The sequence below is a fragment of the Paraburkholderia edwinii genome (assembly GCF_019428685.1).
In the GTDB taxonomy this organism is placed as follows: Bacteria; Pseudomonadota; Gammaproteobacteria; order Burkholderiales; family Burkholderiaceae; genus Paraburkholderia; species Paraburkholderia edwinii.
Window position 1 is genome coordinate 1,392,612 of sequence record NZ_CP080095.1, and the last position, 16,979, is coordinate 1,409,590.

The 16,979-nt window shown below is 62.4% G+C and carries 18 protein-coding genes, 1 tRNA gene and 1 riboswitch; of the genes, 10 read left to right on the plus strand and 9 right to left on the minus strand.

Going from position 1 to position 16,979, the window contains the following annotated elements; all coding sequences use genetic code 11:
* Window positions 1-527 precede the first annotated feature (527 nt).
* Window positions 528-791 carry a hypothetical protein gene (locus KZJ38_RS06085; RefSeq protein ID WP_219800565.1) on the minus strand — a complete coding sequence of 88 codons (264 nt, stop codon included), beginning with the start codon at window positions 789-791 and terminating at the stop codon, window positions 528-530.
* Window positions 792-1,125: 334 nt separating this feature from the next.
* Here KZJ38_RS06085 and KZJ38_RS06090 point away from each other — a divergent pair, with 334 nt between their 5' ends.
* On the plus strand, window positions 1,126-1,329 hold the full coding sequence (locus KZJ38_RS06090) for a cold-shock protein (RefSeq protein WP_075158921.1): 204 nt from the start codon (window positions 1,126-1,128) through the stop codon (window positions 1,327-1,329).
* Window positions 1,330-1,675: 346 nt separating this feature from the next.
* Window positions 1,676-2,941 carry an exonuclease domain-containing protein gene (locus tag KZJ38_RS06095; protein WP_219799245.1) on the plus strand — a complete coding sequence of 422 codons (1,266 nt, stop codon included), beginning with the start codon at window positions 1,676-1,678 and terminating at the stop codon, window positions 2,939-2,941.
* Here KZJ38_RS06095 and KZJ38_RS06100 read toward each other — a convergent pair.
* Window positions 2,938-3,522, minus strand: a complete 585-nt coding sequence (locus tag KZJ38_RS06100) for a chorismate mutase (RefSeq protein WP_219800138.1) — start codon at window positions 3,520-3,522, stop codon at window positions 2,938-2,940. The two genes, KZJ38_RS06095 and KZJ38_RS06100, sit on opposite strands and share 4 nt — an antisense overlap.
* Window positions 3,523-3,674: 152 nt before the next feature.
* Window positions 3,675-3,824 carry a hypothetical protein gene (locus KZJ38_RS06105; RefSeq protein WP_166676390.1) on the minus strand — a complete coding sequence of 50 codons (150 nt, stop codon included), beginning with the start codon at window positions 3,822-3,824 and terminating at the stop codon, window positions 3,675-3,677.
* A 310-nt stretch (window positions 3,825-4,134) separates the two neighbouring features.
* Here KZJ38_RS06105 and KZJ38_RS06110 point away from each other — a divergent pair, with 310 nt between their 5' ends.
* The 4 genes from KZJ38_RS06110 to KZJ38_RS06125 all read left to right on the plus strand — a co-directional run bounded on the left by KZJ38_RS06110 (window position 4,135) and on the right by KZJ38_RS06125 (window position 7,643).
* Entirely contained in the window at window positions 4,135-4,506 is a 372-nt protein-coding gene (locus tag KZJ38_RS06110; protein WP_219799246.1) for a DUF2946 domain-containing protein, read from the plus strand.
* Window positions 4,507-4,677: 171 nt separating this feature from the next.
* Window positions 4,678-5,868, plus strand: coding sequence for a LysR family transcriptional regulator domain-containing protein (locus tag KZJ38_RS06115; RefSeq protein WP_219799247.1), 1,191 nt, complete (start codon window positions 4,678-4,680; stop codon window positions 5,866-5,868).
* Window positions 5,856-7,154, plus strand: a complete 1,299-nt coding sequence (locus KZJ38_RS06120) for a sialidase family protein (protein ID WP_246641655.1) — start codon at window positions 5,856-5,858, stop codon at window positions 7,152-7,154. Before KZJ38_RS06115 ends, KZJ38_RS06120 begins: the two co-directional genes overlap by 13 nt.
* Entirely contained in the window at window positions 7,155-7,643 is a 489-nt protein-coding gene (locus KZJ38_RS06125) for a TlpA disulfide reductase family protein (protein ID WP_219799248.1), read from the plus strand.
* A gap of 58 nt (window positions 7,644-7,701) precedes the next feature.
* Here the strand turns inward: KZJ38_RS06125 and KZJ38_RS06130 are convergent.
* From KZJ38_RS06130 to pepN, 5 genes are all read right to left on the minus strand, one after another.
* Window positions 7,702-7,777 (minus strand) — tRNA-Thr (locus tag KZJ38_RS06130).
* A gap of 54 nt (window positions 7,778-7,831) precedes the next feature.
* Entirely contained in the window at window positions 7,832-8,848 is a 1,017-nt protein-coding gene (locus KZJ38_RS06135; RefSeq protein WP_219799249.1) for a class 1 fructose-bisphosphatase, read from the minus strand.
* Between the two features lie 191 nt (window positions 8,849-9,039).
* Window positions 9,040-9,504, minus strand: a complete 465-nt coding sequence (locus KZJ38_RS06140) for a HigA family addiction module antitoxin (protein WP_219799250.1) — start codon at window positions 9,502-9,504, stop codon at window positions 9,040-9,042.
* A 17-nt stretch (window positions 9,505-9,521) separates the two neighbouring features.
* A complete protein-coding gene (locus KZJ38_RS06145) occupies window positions 9,522-9,803 on the minus strand; it encodes a type II toxin-antitoxin system RelE/ParE family toxin (protein ID WP_219799251.1) in 282 nt (93 codons plus the stop codon).
* A 183-nt stretch (window positions 9,804-9,986) separates the two neighbouring features.
* Window positions 9,987-12,719 carry an aminopeptidase N gene (gene pepN, locus KZJ38_RS06150; RefSeq protein WP_219799252.1) on the minus strand — a complete coding sequence of 911 codons (2,733 nt, stop codon included), beginning with the start codon at window positions 12,717-12,719 and terminating at the stop codon, window positions 9,987-9,989.
* Window positions 12,720-13,042: 323 nt separating this feature from the next.
* Here pepN and KZJ38_RS06155 point away from each other — a divergent pair, with 323 nt between their 5' ends.
* The gene (locus KZJ38_RS06155) at window positions 13,043-13,765 is read left to right on the plus strand and encodes a DUF4136 domain-containing protein (protein WP_219799253.1); all 723 of its coding nucleotides are present in this window, start codon (window positions 13,043-13,045) and stop codon (window positions 13,763-13,765) included.
* 64 nt (window positions 13,766-13,829) lie between these two features.
* Here KZJ38_RS06155 and KZJ38_RS06160 read toward each other — a convergent pair whose 3' ends face one another.
* The gene (locus KZJ38_RS06160) at window positions 13,830-14,402 is read right to left on the minus strand and encodes a TMEM165/GDT1 family protein (protein WP_219799254.1); all 573 of its coding nucleotides are present in this window, start codon (window positions 14,400-14,402) and stop codon (window positions 13,830-13,832) included.
* A gap of 12 nt (window positions 14,403-14,414) precedes the next feature.
* Window positions 14,415-14,640, minus strand: a riboswitch (yybP-ykoY riboswitch).
* Between the two features lie 560 nt (window positions 14,641-15,200).
* Between KZJ38_RS06160 and KZJ38_RS06165 the strand changes: the two genes are divergently transcribed.
* From KZJ38_RS06165 to KZJ38_RS06175, 3 genes are read left to right on the plus strand one after another with little or no spacing between them, the layout of a single operon-like run.
* The gene (locus tag KZJ38_RS06165; protein ID WP_219800139.1) at window positions 15,201-15,926 is read left to right on the plus strand and encodes a beta-ketoacyl synthase chain length factor; all 726 of its coding nucleotides are present in this window, start codon (window positions 15,201-15,203) and stop codon (window positions 15,924-15,926) included.
* On the plus strand, window positions 15,910-16,698 hold the full coding sequence (locus KZJ38_RS06170; RefSeq protein WP_219799255.1) for a lysophospholipid acyltransferase family protein: 789 nt from the start codon (window positions 15,910-15,912) through the stop codon (window positions 16,696-16,698). The genes KZJ38_RS06165 and KZJ38_RS06170 overlap by 17 nt, the downstream gene beginning before the upstream one ends.
* Window positions 16,679-16,978 (plus strand): phosphopantetheine-binding protein, encoded by a 300-nt coding sequence (locus tag KZJ38_RS06175; RefSeq protein ID WP_075157853.1) that lies wholly within the window; start codon window positions 16,679-16,681, stop codon window positions 16,976-16,978. Before KZJ38_RS06170 ends, KZJ38_RS06175 begins: the two co-directional genes overlap by 20 nt.
* Window position 16,979 lies beyond the last annotated feature (1 nt).

A 16,979-nucleotide genomic window follows, 5' to 3' on the forward strand; every position in this document is an offset into this window, starting at 1 on the left:
GGGTTTTGGAAACCCAGGCTTTTAAGAAAACCATTCACGCGAGGCGCTGCGAGAGGCGGAGTTCGCGCAAAAACACGCTGACCAGGGCGCGTTCGTTTTCCGGTAGGCAAAGTGTAGAGATGCTGATCGCCGCGTGACCGTTCCAGTTTCTGCAATAATGTATTACGAGATGGGAAATGATCGCGACTGGGCCGCGCAGCCTTACTGGCAAAGGGCTTACACGCATTCGGGATGACCCTGGGGCATGTGTCAGCGACGTTGCGTTGTGTAATTGCTACGTCAAATGATGCGGAAAAACAACAAATATTCCAGCAAAGGTCTGATTATTGCCGAACCAGAAATGATTGTTTGTGAGCCGCGCGGCTAATCCGGTTTAAAGAGGGCGCTATACTGAATTTTCTGCTTTCCGAAGCAGACTTTTTCGTTGACGAAAAAGATCTCCAAACTTTGTCAGCGCGACTTTACCGTCGCGCTTTTTTTTGCCCGCTTTTTGCCCGTCACTTATGTTCGGGCAGCTAAACATCCAGCTACGCGCGCCGCGTCACCGTAGTGGCTGCCCATTCCGGCGCCGGTGCCACGCTCCAATCTTCCATCACGTAATGTCGTGCGTCCATCGGGGAAGACAGCAGGTTCTGCCAGTGGTCGCCGTGCCAGACGGGATCGAACGATAGCGCCGCGGGCGCCGCGGCAGGCCGGCTTCTGGCCGAGAATTTTTCGGATTGATCGGTGAGCGGCGCGGAGAAACAGGCCGTGAAGCCGACTGTGAAGCGGCGAATGAAAGATAGCAGCATGGCAACCTCCCTCAATCTACTGCTGTGAACCATCATGTAATGCGGCACCACGCCGGACAACCCGTAAAAACACTTACGAAAACTCACGTTTTGTTACATGTCGGCATAATTTCCTTGCTTCGCGCCAATAACGGTAAAAACGGCGCTATCACTTATTCCTCTATTTAAAAGAAATGCACGGATGCATCGCGCATTCGTCGAACGATAATCGGACGCTGGTAAACCATTGCTTGACGATTCACTGCATTAGCACGTATAAATGCCAAGCCGATATCGAATCGAGTTCGGTTCGGTGAATTGACTGTCGTCTCAAAACAAATTCGAGGAAATGGATATGGAAACCGGTGTCGTCAAATGGTTTAACGATGCTAAGGGCTTTGGCTTTATCACTTCTGATGCGGGTGGCGATGATCTCTTCGCTCACTTCTCCGAAATCCGCGCGGAGGGGTTCAAGTCGCTGAAAGAGAACCAGCGTGTCTCTTTCGACGTCAAGACCGGCCCGAAGGGCAAGCAAGCTGCGAACATCCAGCCGCTGTAACGGCATCGTAGAATCCCGACGCCTGACGCAAGCCCTCGCATTGGCGAGGGCTTTTTGTTTGCGTAGCCGGAAAGCAATATCCGCCGATATTCAATTTAAAAGCATTTGATAGATTGGCCTGAAATATATCGATGATTATCAGATTTATCTCAAAAGAATAAATCGGGGATTCAGAAGTCACACGTATAAATTGATCTGGATCAATGCCCGCGTGATCGCGTGGCGTGCCGCCGAGGCCGCGCGGACGCGAAACTTTCGGGCAGGCCGCACGCGTGATAGTGCATACTTGGGCGGACCTCACTGCACCCTTATTGCACCTCCCCGCACCTTAAACCTGTTCTCATTCATGTCTGAAGCGTTCCTCGCGGTACCGGCGCCGGCCGCGCTCGATGTGCCGATCGCGTTTGTCGATCTCGAAACGACCGGCGGCTCGACCGGCGTGCATCGGATTACCGAAGTCGGCGTCGTCGAAATCGGCGCGCAGGGCATTTCGCGCTGGAGCACGCTGGTCGATCCGCGGCAGCCGATCCCGCCGTTTATCCAGCAACTGACCGGCATTACCGACGCGATGGTGCGCGGCGCGCCGACCTTCGATGCCATTGCGCCCGAACTCTTTGCGCGACTCGACGGCAAACTGTTCGTCGCGCACAACGCGAGCTTCGATCGGGGCTTTTTGCACAGCGAATTCGAGCGTGTTGGACTCGCGTTCAATCCCGACGTGCTGTGCACGGTGCGGCTGTCGCGCGCGCTTTTCCCGGCCGAAAAGCGCCACGGACTCGACGCGCTCGTCGAGCGGCATGCGCTTGTGCCGTCGGACCGGCACCGCGCGCTGGCCGATGCGGATCTGCTCTGGCAGTTCTGGCAGCGCCTGCACGACCTTGTCCCGCTTGACGCGCTGCGTGCGCAGATTGACCGCACGATGCGGCGCTACCGGCTGGTCGGCGATCTCACCGAGGATTCGCTCGAAGCGGCGCCCGCGGGCTGCGGTGTCTATATGTTCTACGGGGAAGACGACGTTCCGCTGTTCGTGGGCCGCAGCGTGCGGGTCCGTCAGCGGATTCGCGCGCATCTGACGGGTGAACGGCGTTCGTCGAAAGACCAGCGGCTCGCGCAACTGGTGCGGCGCGTCGACTGGCGCGCGACGGGCGGAGAGCTCGGCGCGTTGCTCGCCGAGGCGCAATGGATTGCCGCGCTGCGTCCGAGTCACAACCGGTTGCCGCGCACGTCGAGAAGCGATCCGAGCGATGCGCCATGGCCGTTCGGCGGCGCGATCGTCTTTGAAGAGAGTGGGGCGAGCGGAAAACACGCTGGAGAAGCGCAGCCCGCGTTTCATGTCGTGGACCGCTGGTGCTATCTGGGCCATGCGCCATCGGCGACGGAAGCCCATAGGTTGCTTGCAGGGGAGACACCCACACCGCGAGGGTTCGAGCTGTCGACGTACCGGATTCTGCAGACGCATCTTGCGCGCGGTTTGCGCGTGATGCCGGTCGAGTTGCCGCAGTCGTTGCAGGTGTCGAGGGCGCCGGAGTCGACTCAGTCGCCCGATCTGGCCGCGCCACCCGTCCAGTCGACGGTCAGCGAGCCCACATTCATCGCCGCGAACGCCGGCTAGCCCGTCGCGCCGACTCCGCCCGACTCGCAGACATGCCCGAGCGCGCGGTTGAGCGCTTCCGTTTGCGTCGCGTCATAACGCGTAAGCGATTTCCAGTTGGCAACGCCCTGGGCGACCCGCGTCGGGCAATCGGGCGCGGCGCGAAGCGCTTCTACCCGCCCGAGCGCGGCGATCATCGATTGCGTGAGTCGGTCCAGTTGCGGGCGCGTGCGCGTCGCGAGATCGGGCGCCGGTCCTTCGGGCGGCCGCAGTTTGCGCCACTGTTCAAAGAGTGCGTTCTGGACGTCCTTGCTCGCGTCGATCTGATCCTGGAAGAATTCGCGGGCGAACTCGGGGTCGACGCCCGCCGCCTGCGCGCGTTTCGCAACCTCGGCGAGTAGCGCGGCTTCGCGGCGCTCGTCGGTAATCGGGCGGTGATTGATCCACTTCCATTGCGCAACGGGTTCGGCCAACGCCAGCCGCTGCGAGACGAGCGAAATCAGGTTGGTGAGCGAGGTGTCGTCGGAATCGGCGCGGGCCGCAGCGGGCGCGAGCGCCAAAGCGAATCCGACCGTCAGCGCCGATACGAGCGCGCACAGCACGCGGAGTCTGGCGGGGGCGCCGGGCGCAGCACCGCGCCACGCAGTCGCTCGCCGACGTCCACGTGCGAAAAATCGGGCGATATCGAACGCGCGCAGCCCAACCCGCCACGGCTTCAGCGCGGTATCACCCGTTACGATGTCCCCGTTCGTCGTTACTTCGGTTCGCACGACTTGCGTTGTTCGTCGAAAAACGCCCGCACGTGCTCCGGCAGTTCTGCCCCGAGAAATTCGACGCCCGCGGGTTCCGGATCCGGACTAAACACCTTGTCGGGGGTCGGAATCTTCGGCGGTTTCGTGTCCATGAACTTTCTCCTTTACGAATCGATTATCTGCCTCAGTCCCCGTTTGCCACCAGTGCGGTTCACCGGAAAACCAGCGTTTCGCCACTTTCCTGTTGCTTTAACGGCACACTGGTTCCGCGGTTGAAGATGCGTGAATAGAATTTATGGATTGTCCTTAATACTTCCTCGGGACCACTTCGAGACCACTTCAGGTCCACTTCGACGTCGGGTCCCGCGTTAAGTCCCACCTCAAGTCCAGTTTCAGATCCCGCTTCAAGTACCCGCTGTTCGTGCCCTTGCTATACTGCGCGCTCACTTTTGCCAGGTAGCGATGAAACGTTCGACACGCTGGATCGGCCTCGTATGGCTGGCGTTAGTACTTAACGTGCTGTCGCCGGTCATCGGTTATGCGCGCGTCGCAAGCGCGCGCGGTCCGCTCACGGTCGAACTGTGTCACGCAGCCGGCGCGCAGCAAGTCCGCATCGGCGCTGACGACGATGCGTCGAAGACGCATCCCGTCGTCGCGCACTGCGTGTACTGCCCCGGCTTCGCCGCGAACTTCACCCTCGGCGCAAGCCTGCCAGCTGTATCCAGCCCGGTGCGCGCGTTCGCTCACGTGCGAACGTTCGAACCGCAAACCGTATTGGTGCGCCGCAGCGTCCGCGTCGCCCAGCCTCGCGCCCCACCTGAAACGCTGATCTGAAGCAACCGTCGCTTGCCGCGCGCCACCGTGCCTCGGCGCGACTGCCTGCGTTCGTCCGCCCGGCCATCTGCCGCGCTGCCGTCCACTCGCGTCATCCGGCACTTGTCGTGACGCAAGCGTGCGGCGTAAGTCAAAGCGCCGCGGCGACCCGATCACGATTTCAGGACTCTTATGCGCACCGTCTTCGCTGCGCCGCCTGCGCACCGGCCGTTTCCGGTTGCCTGCATGGCCGCGCTCGCTGTGCCCTCCGCCTTTGCCTCTGTCTCGGCCGATCCGGACCCGACTGACATCCATCCGCCCGACGCGCGCGTGCCGCTTTATGGCGCAGCGTCTCCTATCACCATAACGACGAATTCGGACAGTTCGTTGACGGCCGCACAGACAACACAGACCGTCACTCTCACCGCCGCACGCGCGCATGTCGCGTTCGTCGCGACGATCGGTCGCAAGCGGAGCACCGCACGCAACTTCGTCGCGGCTGAAGACGCGTTGAAGTACGCATCGAGCCTTCCTATACGTAAACGCTTCACCTGCGATTGCAATTCCGTTTTCGCGGCACGCAGCTTCACAGCATCGCAAACCTTGGACGAACTCGGCTACACAGACCGCCTTCCACTGTCGAATCCGCACGGTTTGAGCGTTGTGTGTTTGCCGCGTGGGTCGTCGGCATTGCCGATGTCGCGCACGTCGCCGATGTCCTGGATGCCGCCTCGCGATATCGAGCACGTCGAAGTGCCGTCCGGGACGGTCTTCGCGCCGTGCACCGGCAACGCGACCGGCTCGAGCGTGCGGATTGCGACAGCACACAAGCCTCGAAGGCTCGACGCCTCGCCCGACACGCAATTTTTCCGGCGGCATTACGACGCTCCTTATGGTTTTGCGAAGACACCCGGCGGCGCTAATCAAGCGGTGCGTGTCGGAAACCCGATCGCGCGGTTCGCGTATCAGCCGACGCTCGACGGCCGTCTCGAGAGCAACTCCCGGCAGTCGCAATATGTGAGCCCGAACAGTTCGTACACCGCGAAGCCGTTCGCCGCGGCGGTGCCTGTGCCGGGAGCCGGGACTGATGTGCGACCGAACGCGGAGCCGCGCGTCATCGTCGATGCAAGGACGCTCGCGCGCACGCATCAGCCGAATCAAGTCGCCCGGATGGGCCGTGCAGCGATCATCGGGCGCCTTCGGGCAAGACCGGCGCTCGATCGTTGGAGCAACCGCCATGGGTATCGCAGCCAGGAATTTCGGAGCGATATCGCAGGTGATGGCGTCTATACGGGCGACGTGAAATCTGGCGGCAGCAATGACACGATCGCGTGGACTACGTCCGCGCCGCAAATCGATGGAGAACTCAAATGGTCGCTATGAAAAAAGCGTTCGTGACGCTTGCGGCGTGCCTGACGTTATGCGCGTCGGCATTCGCAGATGCGCACACCCCGGCGAGCGATGCCGCCGGAGACGGCGCGCAGCCGATGATGCATATGGACATGTCAGGCAGCAGCCCAACGATGACCGGCATGCAGGAGACGAAGGTCCCGAAGACGCCGCTCGCAACCGGCGCGGCGTTCGATGCAAAGCACCGGTTGTGGGTCGCGTGGGTGGAAGGGGAGCATGTGGTCGTCGCGCATTCCGACGATCGCGGTCGTTCGTTATCCGCGCCGGTGATCGTCAACGCGATGCCGGAGCCGATCTACACGAGCGCCGAGAACCGCCCGAAGATCGCAACGAGCCCCGATGCGCGTACCGTTTATGTGACCTGGTCGATGCCGCTCGATCAGCCGTACACGGGCATGGTCCGCTTTTCGCGCTCGACCGATGGCGGCGCGACATGGACCGTGCCGGTTACCGTGCATCGCGACCGCCAGGCGATCACGCATCGGTTCGATTCTCTGATCGTCGACGGGCAAGGGCGCGTCTTCGTCGCGTGGATCGACCGGCGCGACAAGGCGGCGGCGAAGCGCGACGGCAAGCCGTATGACGGCCTCGCGATCTACTACGCGGTATCGAACGACGCCGGCCAGTCGTTCGCGCCGGAGCGCAAGATCGCCGACCACACGTGCGAGTGCTGCAAGATCGCGCTTGCACTCGACAACGAAGGCCGCGTGCAGGCAATGTGGCGCGACGTGTTCCCCGGCCAGATTCGCGATCACGCGCTCGCTGTATTGCCCGCGGATGCCGGTCAACCCGTTGTGCCCGTGCGCGCGACGTTTTCGAACTGGCATGTCGAAGCGTGCCCTGAGCACGGCCCGTCGCTCGCGATCTCGCGCGACGGCGTGCGTCATATGGCGTGGTTCAGCGTCGTCGATGGACGCCCCGACGTCTACTATTCGCGACTCTCGGCAGACGGCAAGCCGCTTGGCACGCCGTGGGCCTTCGGCACGGCGGGCAAGGACGAGCAAGCGTCACACGCGGCGCTGCTCGAAAACAGCGGCACGCTGTGGCTCGCATGGAAAGACTTCGACGGCGACACGATGCGCATTCAGGTGCGCCGCTCCGATGACGAAGGTCAGCACTGGAGCGCGCCGCGCGCGCTTGCGCAAACGGCCGGCGGCAGCGACAACCCGCAACTGATCGAAGATGCGGGACGCGTTTATCTGTCGTGGCGCACGCAGAACGACGGCTACATGCTGTTGCCTGCCGACGGGGAGAAATAAATGAAACGGTTGATCGCGTTGATGACGGCGCTGTTGTGTTTCGCGCTTGGCGCGCCGCCCGTGCATGCCGACGCGGCGAATTTGCAACCGCTCGTTGCCGCGGATGTCGGCCGCGTGCTTGCGCCGGAACCGGGTAAGGCGCAGATCGTCGAGATCTGGTCGCTCGATTGCAGCTACTGTCGCGAGAACGTCGCGCGCATCATGCAATGGCAACGGAACCATCGTGACGTGCGTGTGACGATGATCGCGATGGATGCGCTAGATGACAATGCCGAGGCGCTTGCGCAAGCATTGGCGACGATGCATCTGTCGCCGCAGGTCGCGCAATACGCGAATGCGGAAGCGATACCGGAGAAGCTGCGCCGCGCACTCGATTCAACCTGGCACGGTGAACTGCCGCGCACGGTGCTGATCGATGCGAGCGGCACGCGGCAATCGCATAGTGGGTTGCTGGCGCCGGGCGTTTTGGATCAGTGGCGAGGGGAGTAGAGACGTTCAGAAAGCAAAAAGCCCAGTCGCGATGACTGGGCTAAGTGCTTGAATCTGTTGGTGCCGGAAAGAGGAATCGAACCCCCGACCTTCGCATTACGAATGCGCTGCTCTACCGTCTGAGCTATTCCGGCATCAGGAGAACCGCGATTATAGGGACTTCTTTATCGGCTTGGCAAGCCCCGCACTTATTTTTTTCTTTCCAGATGGTAACGGGTCACGCGGTCGACTTCGTTCTTCGAGCCGAGGAACACCGCGACGCGTTCGTGCAGATGCCCCGGCGTGATGTCGAGAATGCGCTGTTCGCCATTCGTCGCGGCGCCACCGGCCTGCTCGACGATAAACGACATCGGATTCGCCTCGTACATGAGCCGCAGCTTGCCGGGACGATCGGGCGTGCGTTTGTCGGCCGGATACATGAAGATGCCGCCGCGGCTCAGGATGCGATGCACGTCCGCCACCATCGACGCGATCCAGCGCATGTTGAAGTCCGCCTGGCGAGGACCTTCCTTGCCGGCGTTCAATTCGTTGACATACTGCTGCACCGGCTCGTGCCAGTGGCGCGAGTTCGACGCATTGATCGCATATTCGCGCGTGTCGACCGGAATGCGCATGTCGCTTTGGGTAAGCACCCACGAGCCCAGTTCGCGATCGAGCGTAAAGCAGTTCACGCCATTGCCGGTGGTCAGCACGAGCACCGTTTGCGGGCCGTACACGGCGTAGCCGGCCGCGACCTGCTGCGTGCCCGGTTGCAGGAACGACTGTTCGGTGGGCTGTTGGCCGTCGGGGCAGCGCAGCACCGAGAAGATCGTGCCGATCGACACGTTCACGTCGATGTTCGAAGAGCCGTCGAGCGGATCGAACACGAGCAGATATTCGCCGCGCGGGTAGTTAGCCGGAATGGGGAAAAACTGCTCCATTTCCTCGGAGGCCATGCCGGCCAGATTGCCGCCCCATTCGTTGGCTTCGAGCAGAATTTCGTTCGACAGGATGTCGAGCTTTTTCTGCACTTCACCTTGCACGTTTTCGCTGCCGGCGGTTCCGAGCGCATCGCCGAGCGCGCCTTTGCTGACGTGATAGCTGATCGCCTTGCACGCGCGTGCAACGACTTCGATCAAAAGACGCAGATCCGCGGGCAGATTGTTGTTTTCGCGTTGCTGCTCGATCAGGTACTTCGTGAGAGTGGTGCGACGTGGCAGTGCCATTGCAGTGCTCCGGGAGGCTCAGGAATGCATCGATTTTACCCGCTCGCCTGCCGGATTCCGCATAAAGAAAATGTGAAAGCCGTGGCGCTTCGGTTGCGGATGGGGTTTCAGGTGCGGCTCAAGCGTGGATCAAGTGTGGTTCAAGCGCGGTTCAGGCGCAATTGCAAGCGCGGTTGAAGCGAGTTGCGCAGTCAGGCCTTGCGTGAAGCCCCGCCGCCCGCGCTATTGCCGACGCGCCGGGCCGCACTCGCCGCGAGCGCGGCGGCGCGCGCATTGGCGGGCTGCGCTTTCGGCGGCTTCGGGCGCTCGCGCGGCGGCAGCGGCTCGACTTCGCGTTCGATCTGCGCGCCAGACTCCGCGGTGGTGACGCGCAGATCGTACGCGATCTGCAGGTTCATCCAGAACAGCGCGCTGGTGCCGAAATAGCGTGCAAGACGCAATGCCGTTTCCGGCGAGACCGCGCGCTTGCCGCGCACGACGTCGTTGATGCGCGGCGCCGGCACACGCAGCGCAAGCGCGAGCGCGTTCACCGACATGCCGCGCGGATCGAGAAACTCCGCGCGCAGCACTTCACCGGGATGGACCGCGGTGATCCGCTCGCCGGTCGCGATATCCGAGAAATCCGTGCTTGCGAGTTCGGAACGTTTGATGACCATACAGGCCTCCCTTTGAATCAGTGGTAGTCGACGATTTCGACATTGAGCGCTTCGCCTTCGGAGAAGTAGAAGCAGATTCGCCATTGCTCGTTGATGCGGATGCTCCACTGGCCGCTGCGCTCGCCCTGCAACGCTTCGAGCCGGTTGCCGGGCGGCAGGAGCAGGTCGGACGGCGAGGTTGCCGCGTCGATCATTTGCAGTTTGCGATGCGCGATGGACTGAATGTGGACAGGCAGTGTACGGGCGAAGCCGCCCGAAAAAACGAGCGCAGTTGCCTTGTCGCCAAATGATGAAATCATAGGTATCGTATAACGCACGGCGTTAAATGTAAAGTGTTGTCCGAGTGCGTTTACTTTGACGACTGCGCGCGACTCTGAACAGTCGTCCGAATGGCCAACGGTCAGGTACTGCAGACAAAAAGCGCAAACAAAAAAGCCGGCACGCTGTGCCGGCTTCGTACTACAGAGGAAGTGCGGATTCTGTCAGCCGAGCGCCTTCTCGACGATCTCGCGCACATCGCGCGACTTCACCTGCGCGGTAACCTTTTCGAGCGCGCGGCGCATCTGTTCGCGCAACGCGGGCGTGAAGCGGCGCCACAATTCGAGCGTGCGCGCGAGGCGCGCCGCGACCTGCGGATTGAGCGCATCGAGTGCGATTACCTGCTCGGCCCAGAATGCGTAACCGGAGCCGTCTTCCGCGTGGAATTGCGCGGGGTTCGCGCCGCAGAAACTGAAGATCAGCGAGCGCGCGCGATTCGGGTTCTTCAGATTGAACGCGGGATGCGTCATAAGCCGGCGCACGATATCGATGACCGGCCGCTGCGGCGTGCCACGCTGCGTCGCCTGCAACGCGAACCACTTGTCGATGACGAGCGGCTCCTTTTCGAAGCGGCGATAGAAGTCGTCGAGCGCATGCTGCGCGTCGCCGGCGCCAGTACCGGATGCGGCCGCGGTCAGCAGCGCGGACAGCGCCGCGGCGCGATCGGTCATGTTATTCGCCGACGCATATTGCGCGGACGCAAGCCGCACCGCGTCGCTCGTATCGTCGAGCTCGGCGAGATATGCGAGCGCGAGGTTCTTCAGACCGCGGCGGCCCGCATCTTCGGGCGTGGCTTGATACGCGCCCGGCGTCTGATGTTTGTCGTAGATCGCGAGCCAGTCGCGCTTGAGCGCGTTTGCGAGGCGCTGACGCAGGAACTGGCGCGCGCGATGCACGGCAGCCGGGTTCGATTCGTCCATCTGTTCGGCGAGGTACGCCTCGGACGGCAACATCAGCGCAAGCTCGCGGAATGCCGGCGACAGCGTTGCGTCGTTCAGCACACGCGCAAACGCGCTGACGACTGCATCGTCGAGCTGCAGCGGCTTGCCGTTCGCCGCGTGGTCGGCGAGCGTCAGCAGTTCGCGCGTCGCGAGGCGCTGGCCGGCTTCCCAGCGGTTGAACGGATCGCTGTCGTGCGCAAGCAGGAACGCAAGTTCATCGCCGCTGTAGTCGTATTCGACGATAACCGGCGCCGAGAAATTGCGCAGCAGCGACGGCAGCGGCTTTTCGGCGACGTCGACGAAGGTGAAGGTCTGTTCGCTGTCGGTGAATTCGAGCACGCGCGTGGTTGCGGCCGGGGCTTGCGCTTCGCCTTCTAGACGCAGCGGCAGGTCTTTGCCGTCCGCGCCGATCAGGCCGATCGCGAATGGAATCAGCAGCGGGCCTTTCTGTGTCTCGCGCGCGGCCTGCGAACTCTCGCCGTAACCTTGTTTGAGCGTCACGCGGTAACGGCGCTGCGCGGCATCGTAGGCAGTGGAGACCGTCACGCGCGGCGTGCCGGCCTGGCTGTACCAGCGCTCGAATTGCGCGAGGTCGCGGCCATTCGCATCGGCCATCGCCATGCGGAAATCGTCGCAGGTGACCGCATGCCCATCGTGCCGCTTGAAGTACAGATCCATGCCACGCCTGAAGCCGTCGCGGCCGAACAGCGTCTGATACATGCGCACAACTTCCGAGCCTTTCTCATAGACGGTCATCGTGTAGAAGTTGTTGATTTCGACATAGCTCTCGGGCCGCACCGGGTGCGCCATCGGGCCTGCGTCTTCGGCGAACTGCATCTGCCGCAGCACGCGCACGTCTTCGATGCGCTTCGTCGCGCGCGCAGCCTCGTCTCCACCGTTCTTGCTGTTTTGCTGGTGAGCGCCGGCCGCCATATCGGCCGAAAATTCCTGATCGCGAAATACCGTCAGACCTTCTTTCAGGCTCAGCTGGAACCAGTCGCGGCAGGTCACGCGGTTGCCGGTCCAGTTGTGGAAATACTCATGGCCGACCACCGCTTCGATATTCGCGAAGTCGGTATCGGTTGCCGTTTCCGGGTTCGCGAGCACGTACTTCGTGTTGAAGATGTTGAGGCCTTTGTTTTCCATCGCGCCCATGTTGAAGTCGCTGACCGCGACAATCATGAAGCGGTCGAGATCGAGTTCGAGCCCGAAGCGCCGTTCGTCCCAGCGAATCGAATGGATCAGCGAATCCATCGCGTGCCGCGTCTTGTCGAGATCGTGCGGTTCGACCCAGACCTGCAGCAGTTTTTCCTTGCCGGAACCGGATGTGACGCGTTCCTCGAGCGCGACCAGCTTGCCGGCGACGAGCGCGAACAGATAGCTCGGTTTCCTGAACGGGTCTTCCCAGCGCGCGAAGTGGCGGCCGTCCGGCAGGTCGCCCTGTTCGAGCAGATTGCCGTTCGACAGCAGCACCGGATAAGCGTCTTTATCGGCACGCAGCGTGACGGTGTAGGTGGCCATCACATCGGGACGGTCGAGAAACCACGTGATACGGCGAAAGCCTTCCGCCTCGCACTGCGTGAAGAAGTTGCCGCTCGATACGTAGAGCCCCGAGAGGGTGGTGTTTTCCGCCGGATTGCAGGTGCCGACGAGCGTCAGTTCGAACGCATCGGGCACGTTCTCGACCGTGAGGCCATGCTCGTGCACCCGCACCGCGGCATGGGGCTTGCCGTCGATGGCGGCGCTGACGAAGTCGAGCTGTTCGCCCATCAGTTCGAGGTGCGTCTCGCGTACGGCGTTCGACGCTGCGTCCGGATTGCGGCGCAGACGCATCGTGTTCCTGATGGTCGTGCGTTCGGGCGCAAGATCGAACTCGAGGGCGACGGTATCGATGAGAAAGGCAGGCGCCGTGTAATCGGCGCGGCGGATGACGGGGGGCGTAGCGGTATCGGCCATGATGGGTAGAAAATGAGAGTCTCGAAGCCGGCTTGCGCGATGCGCGAACCGGGCTGGTCGGATCATTTTAAAAGCAAACTAAAACCCTGGGCGAAGCCCGGGTGCCCGCCGTCCGGCGCGGGCATTTCAGCGTGTGCCGCGCGGCATGCACCCGGCTTGTGCGCGGCCTGTGCCCGGCTTGTGCGAGATGGTCGGCACCGCACGAACAGGCGATTCACGAGGCCTCTCACGCTCGAACTTTTCATGCGATGACAGGGTCAGCGTATTATCAGGGCCGCTTGCGCGGCGTGCGCGGGCGACGACAGCGAAAGAAAGGAAATACGATGAAGCTCGATCGAAGGACCCGTTCATGGGGACGCCACGCCGGGCTGATGTTCGCCGCACTGGCGATGCTGCTGGCGGGCTGCACGTCTTATGTGACGACGCAGGTCACCGCGTTCTCGAACTGGGACGGCGGCAGCGACGCGACACGCACCTACGCATTCCAGCGCACCACTTCGCAAGCGAACAGCCTCGAAGACTCGACGTACGAACAGGTGGTCGCGAACGAACTGGCGACGCATGCGTTCAGGCAGGTCGACATGGACAGGGCGCATTACCTCGTTGCCATTGCGTACGGGACGCGCTCGGATATGGCCGTGTCGTCGGCGCCGGCTTATTACTATGACCCGTGGCCGGGTCCGTACTACTGGGGCCGGCCGTATGGCTGGGGCGGCGGGCCATGGGGGCCATGGGGACCTTACGGCGGCGGTTATGTGACGCAAAGCTACCCCGTGTTTACACACACGCTCGGCATTCGTATCACCGACCGTGCGAGCGGCAAGGAAGTCTATAACGTGACCGCGCGCAGCTCGGGCGACGAAGCGTCGCTCGTCTACGCGATGCCGTTTCTTGCGCGCAGTGCGATGGCCGATTTCCCGCTCGGCAACGGCGTGGTGCGTACGGTGAAGCTGCCGGTCGATGGGCAGGGCGGCGCGCCGAACGAAGTCGCGGCCGGCGCCGCGGCGCCCGCCGCGCCGGCTTCGGGCGCGAAGGCGGTGCAGTAAATGTTAAAGCGGTGTGACTGCGAAAGCGTGGGGCTTTCGCAGTAACGTTTGCTGGGGCTGCCGCTCAAATCCCCACGCCGCACAGCGCGAGCGCGCCAAGTACAACGAACATCACCGCGGCAATACCATGCACGAGTTTCGTCGGCAGCCTGTGCGCGAAGCGGTCGCCTAGCAGGATCGCCGGCACATTCGCGATCATCATGCCGAGCGTCGTGCCCGCGACGACCCCGAAAAAATCATGAAAGCGTGCGGCAAGCGCAACCGTGGCGAGCTGTGTCTTGTCGCCCATCTCCGCGAGAAAAAACGTGACGACGGTCGCGCCGAACACGCCGAGGTGCGTGCGGTTCGTTTTCGCCTCCTCTTCGCTGAGCTTGTCGGGTACGAGAATCCATAAACCCATGCCGATAAACGACGCGGCGAGCGCCCAGCGCATCACCGTCGGCGTGACGAGCGAGCCTAACCATGCGCCGAGCGCGCCCGCGCCGGCGTGATTGATCAAGGTCGCCGCGAGCACGCCGAAGATGATCGGCACCGGCTTGCGATAGCGGGCGGCGAGAACGAGCGAGAGAAGTTGTGTCTTGTCGCCGATTTCGGCGAGCGCGACCGCACCGGTCGAGATGAGAAAAGCCTGATCCACGTTTTTCTAATTTCCTCGGGCCGGATGTGAGCGAGCGACGACCCATGACGCGCCGGGCCCTATCACGGCGCGCTATGGATCATCGGTCTCGCCAGGCCAAAGGCTGCGTCTGCCATGGCCACGCGGGCCAAGTTTGTTGACAGACGCCCCCGCGAGCGATGTGCGGTGCGCGCTTTCATGAAACTGAAAGCATGGCGCATGACATCGAGCGGGGCGGCTACTCCCCAATGAGCGGCAAATTATAACACGCGTCCTTGCGCGTCCAGCCCGCTTTGTCGTTACTTTTTTCGTCTGCCGGGCTGAATCGTCTATTTCATTGCACATTACATCCTTCTGACGCGTCTTCAGTTCAACAGGCGTGTCGGAATCCTGAATGCGTTTGCTCGAGCGATTTCGATGCGTATTGAATGTTCGGCTGAATTGACAATTAACCGGACGCACCTGGCATACCGAAAAAAAACCGCAAAAAAACTCGCGAAAAAAGCGCCGCTAAAGCAAGCGCGGCGCGCTTCACGCGTCGCGTGTGCGAGACGGATAGGGGTTCGTCCTGGTTTTGGGCTGATTTATCCAAAAATGTTGCGTATCATTCGCCGGTCGCGGGCGACCGCGGCAGGGAGCAGTTCGAAGGCCTTAGCGCCCTGTACTAAATAAATAGCGGCCGGTGCCGTTATAACTCGCTAAACAGGAAAAAACTGGACCCCTGAACAGCGAATGCCCTCGAAGAAGGGCGCTTGTGCGGCATGTCTCGCGCAAAGCCTCCTTCTACGCACCGGCCACCCCGTATGCGCGTACACCGATATGCCCAATCTGCACTGGACCATTCCGGTCGCTCGCTGGTCTTCCTGGCCTGTCAATGCAGCCAAAGCCCCCGATCTGAGCTTTATCGAGCCGATCGTGCGGCGCCGTCTGAGCAGTCTGTCGCGCGTTGCGCTGAAGGTCGCGCACGACTGCGCCGCGGATCGCGCAGCGGTGCGCGTGCTGTTTGCGTCGCGGCACGGCGAGTTGCGACGGACTACGGAAATTCTGCATGCGATAACAGCGGGCGAGCCCGTTTCGCCAACGGCGTTCAGCCTGTCGGTACTGAATGCGATGACGGGCATATTCGGCATCGCGCGCGGCGACCGGAGCGCGGCGGGCGCGGTGTCGGCGGGTGCCGCCACGCTCGGCTATGCGCTTCTCGAGGCGCATGCGCAGTACGAGGCAGATCCGTCGGCGCCGGTCCTGATGATCTACGCGGACGAGCCCGCGGATGCCGCGTACGGCGCGATCGAAGACGAAGTGCAGGGCGGCGCGCTCGCCGTGTTGCTGGACGCGTCGACCGCACTCGGGCGCCTCGAATGCTCGGCATCGGGCGCAGGCAAAGATGCAGGCAAAGAGACAGGCGAACGCGCACGCGAACCGGGTGCCGCCGCGTTCGCCACACAAAGCGAGGCACTGCTGCAGTGTCTCGAGGGACGCACCGCATCGCGGTGGCAAAGCGGCTCCGCGATATGGGAGTGGAACTGGCATGACGGCGAAGCTTGACTACTACTGGCGGCTCTTTGCCACTGGCATGAGCTTCGTGGCGTTCGGCCTGTGCGGGCTCGCTTTTTCGCTGCTGATGTTTCCGCTCGCGTCGCTATGGCCGTATCGCGCCTCGCGTCAACGCGCCGTGGCCGAACTGATTCACGTGTTCTTTCGCGCGCTCGTGTGGGTGCTGCGCATCGTTGGCGTGATGAAGCTCGACGTGGCCGGCGTCGAGGCCTTGCGCGCACGGCGGCCGGCGATCGTCGTCGCGAATCACCCGACGTGGCTCGACGTGATGGTGCTGCTGTCGCTCACGCCGCGCGCGTGCTGCGTCGTGAAGAGCACGCATTGGGGCAACCCATGTTTCTGGGGCATCGTGCGCGCGGCCTCGTATGTGAGCAATGCGGACCCGGTCGAACTCGTCGAAGCCGGTGCCCGCCAGCTCGCCGACGGCTACACGATGATCATTTTTCCCGAAGGCACGCGCAGCCCCGCGCCGAACCGCATGCATGCATTCTCACGCGGGTTCGCGCATATGGCGATCGGCACGCGTGCGCCGATCCTGCCGGTGCTGATGGACTGCGATCCGCCGGCGTTTACGAAAGGCATGCGCTGGTACAACGTCCCGCCGCGTGCGTTTCATATGCGCGTCAACGTGCTCGCGCCGATCGGCAGCGACGTCTTCACCGCACCGGATATGCCGCCGGCGCTCGCGGCACGCCGCATGACGAGCGCAATCGAAGCCCACATTACCCAGCATCTGTTCGACTATGGATTCTTTAAAGCTTGAGATCAAACAGCTTCTGATCGAGGCGCTCGATCTGGAAGACCTGACGCCCGCCGATATCGACGACGATGCGCCGCTGTTCGCCACCGACGGCGTCGGCCTCGACTCGATCGACGCACTCGAGATCGGCATCGTGCTGCGCAAGCATTACCAGCTCACGATCGCCGCCAACGACGAAAGCACCCGCGAGCACTTCCGTTCGATCAGCACGCTCGCGGCGCTGGTCGCAAGTCAGCGCGAACCGGCCGATGCCGCCGACAGCACAATAAAGAAGGGGGAATAGA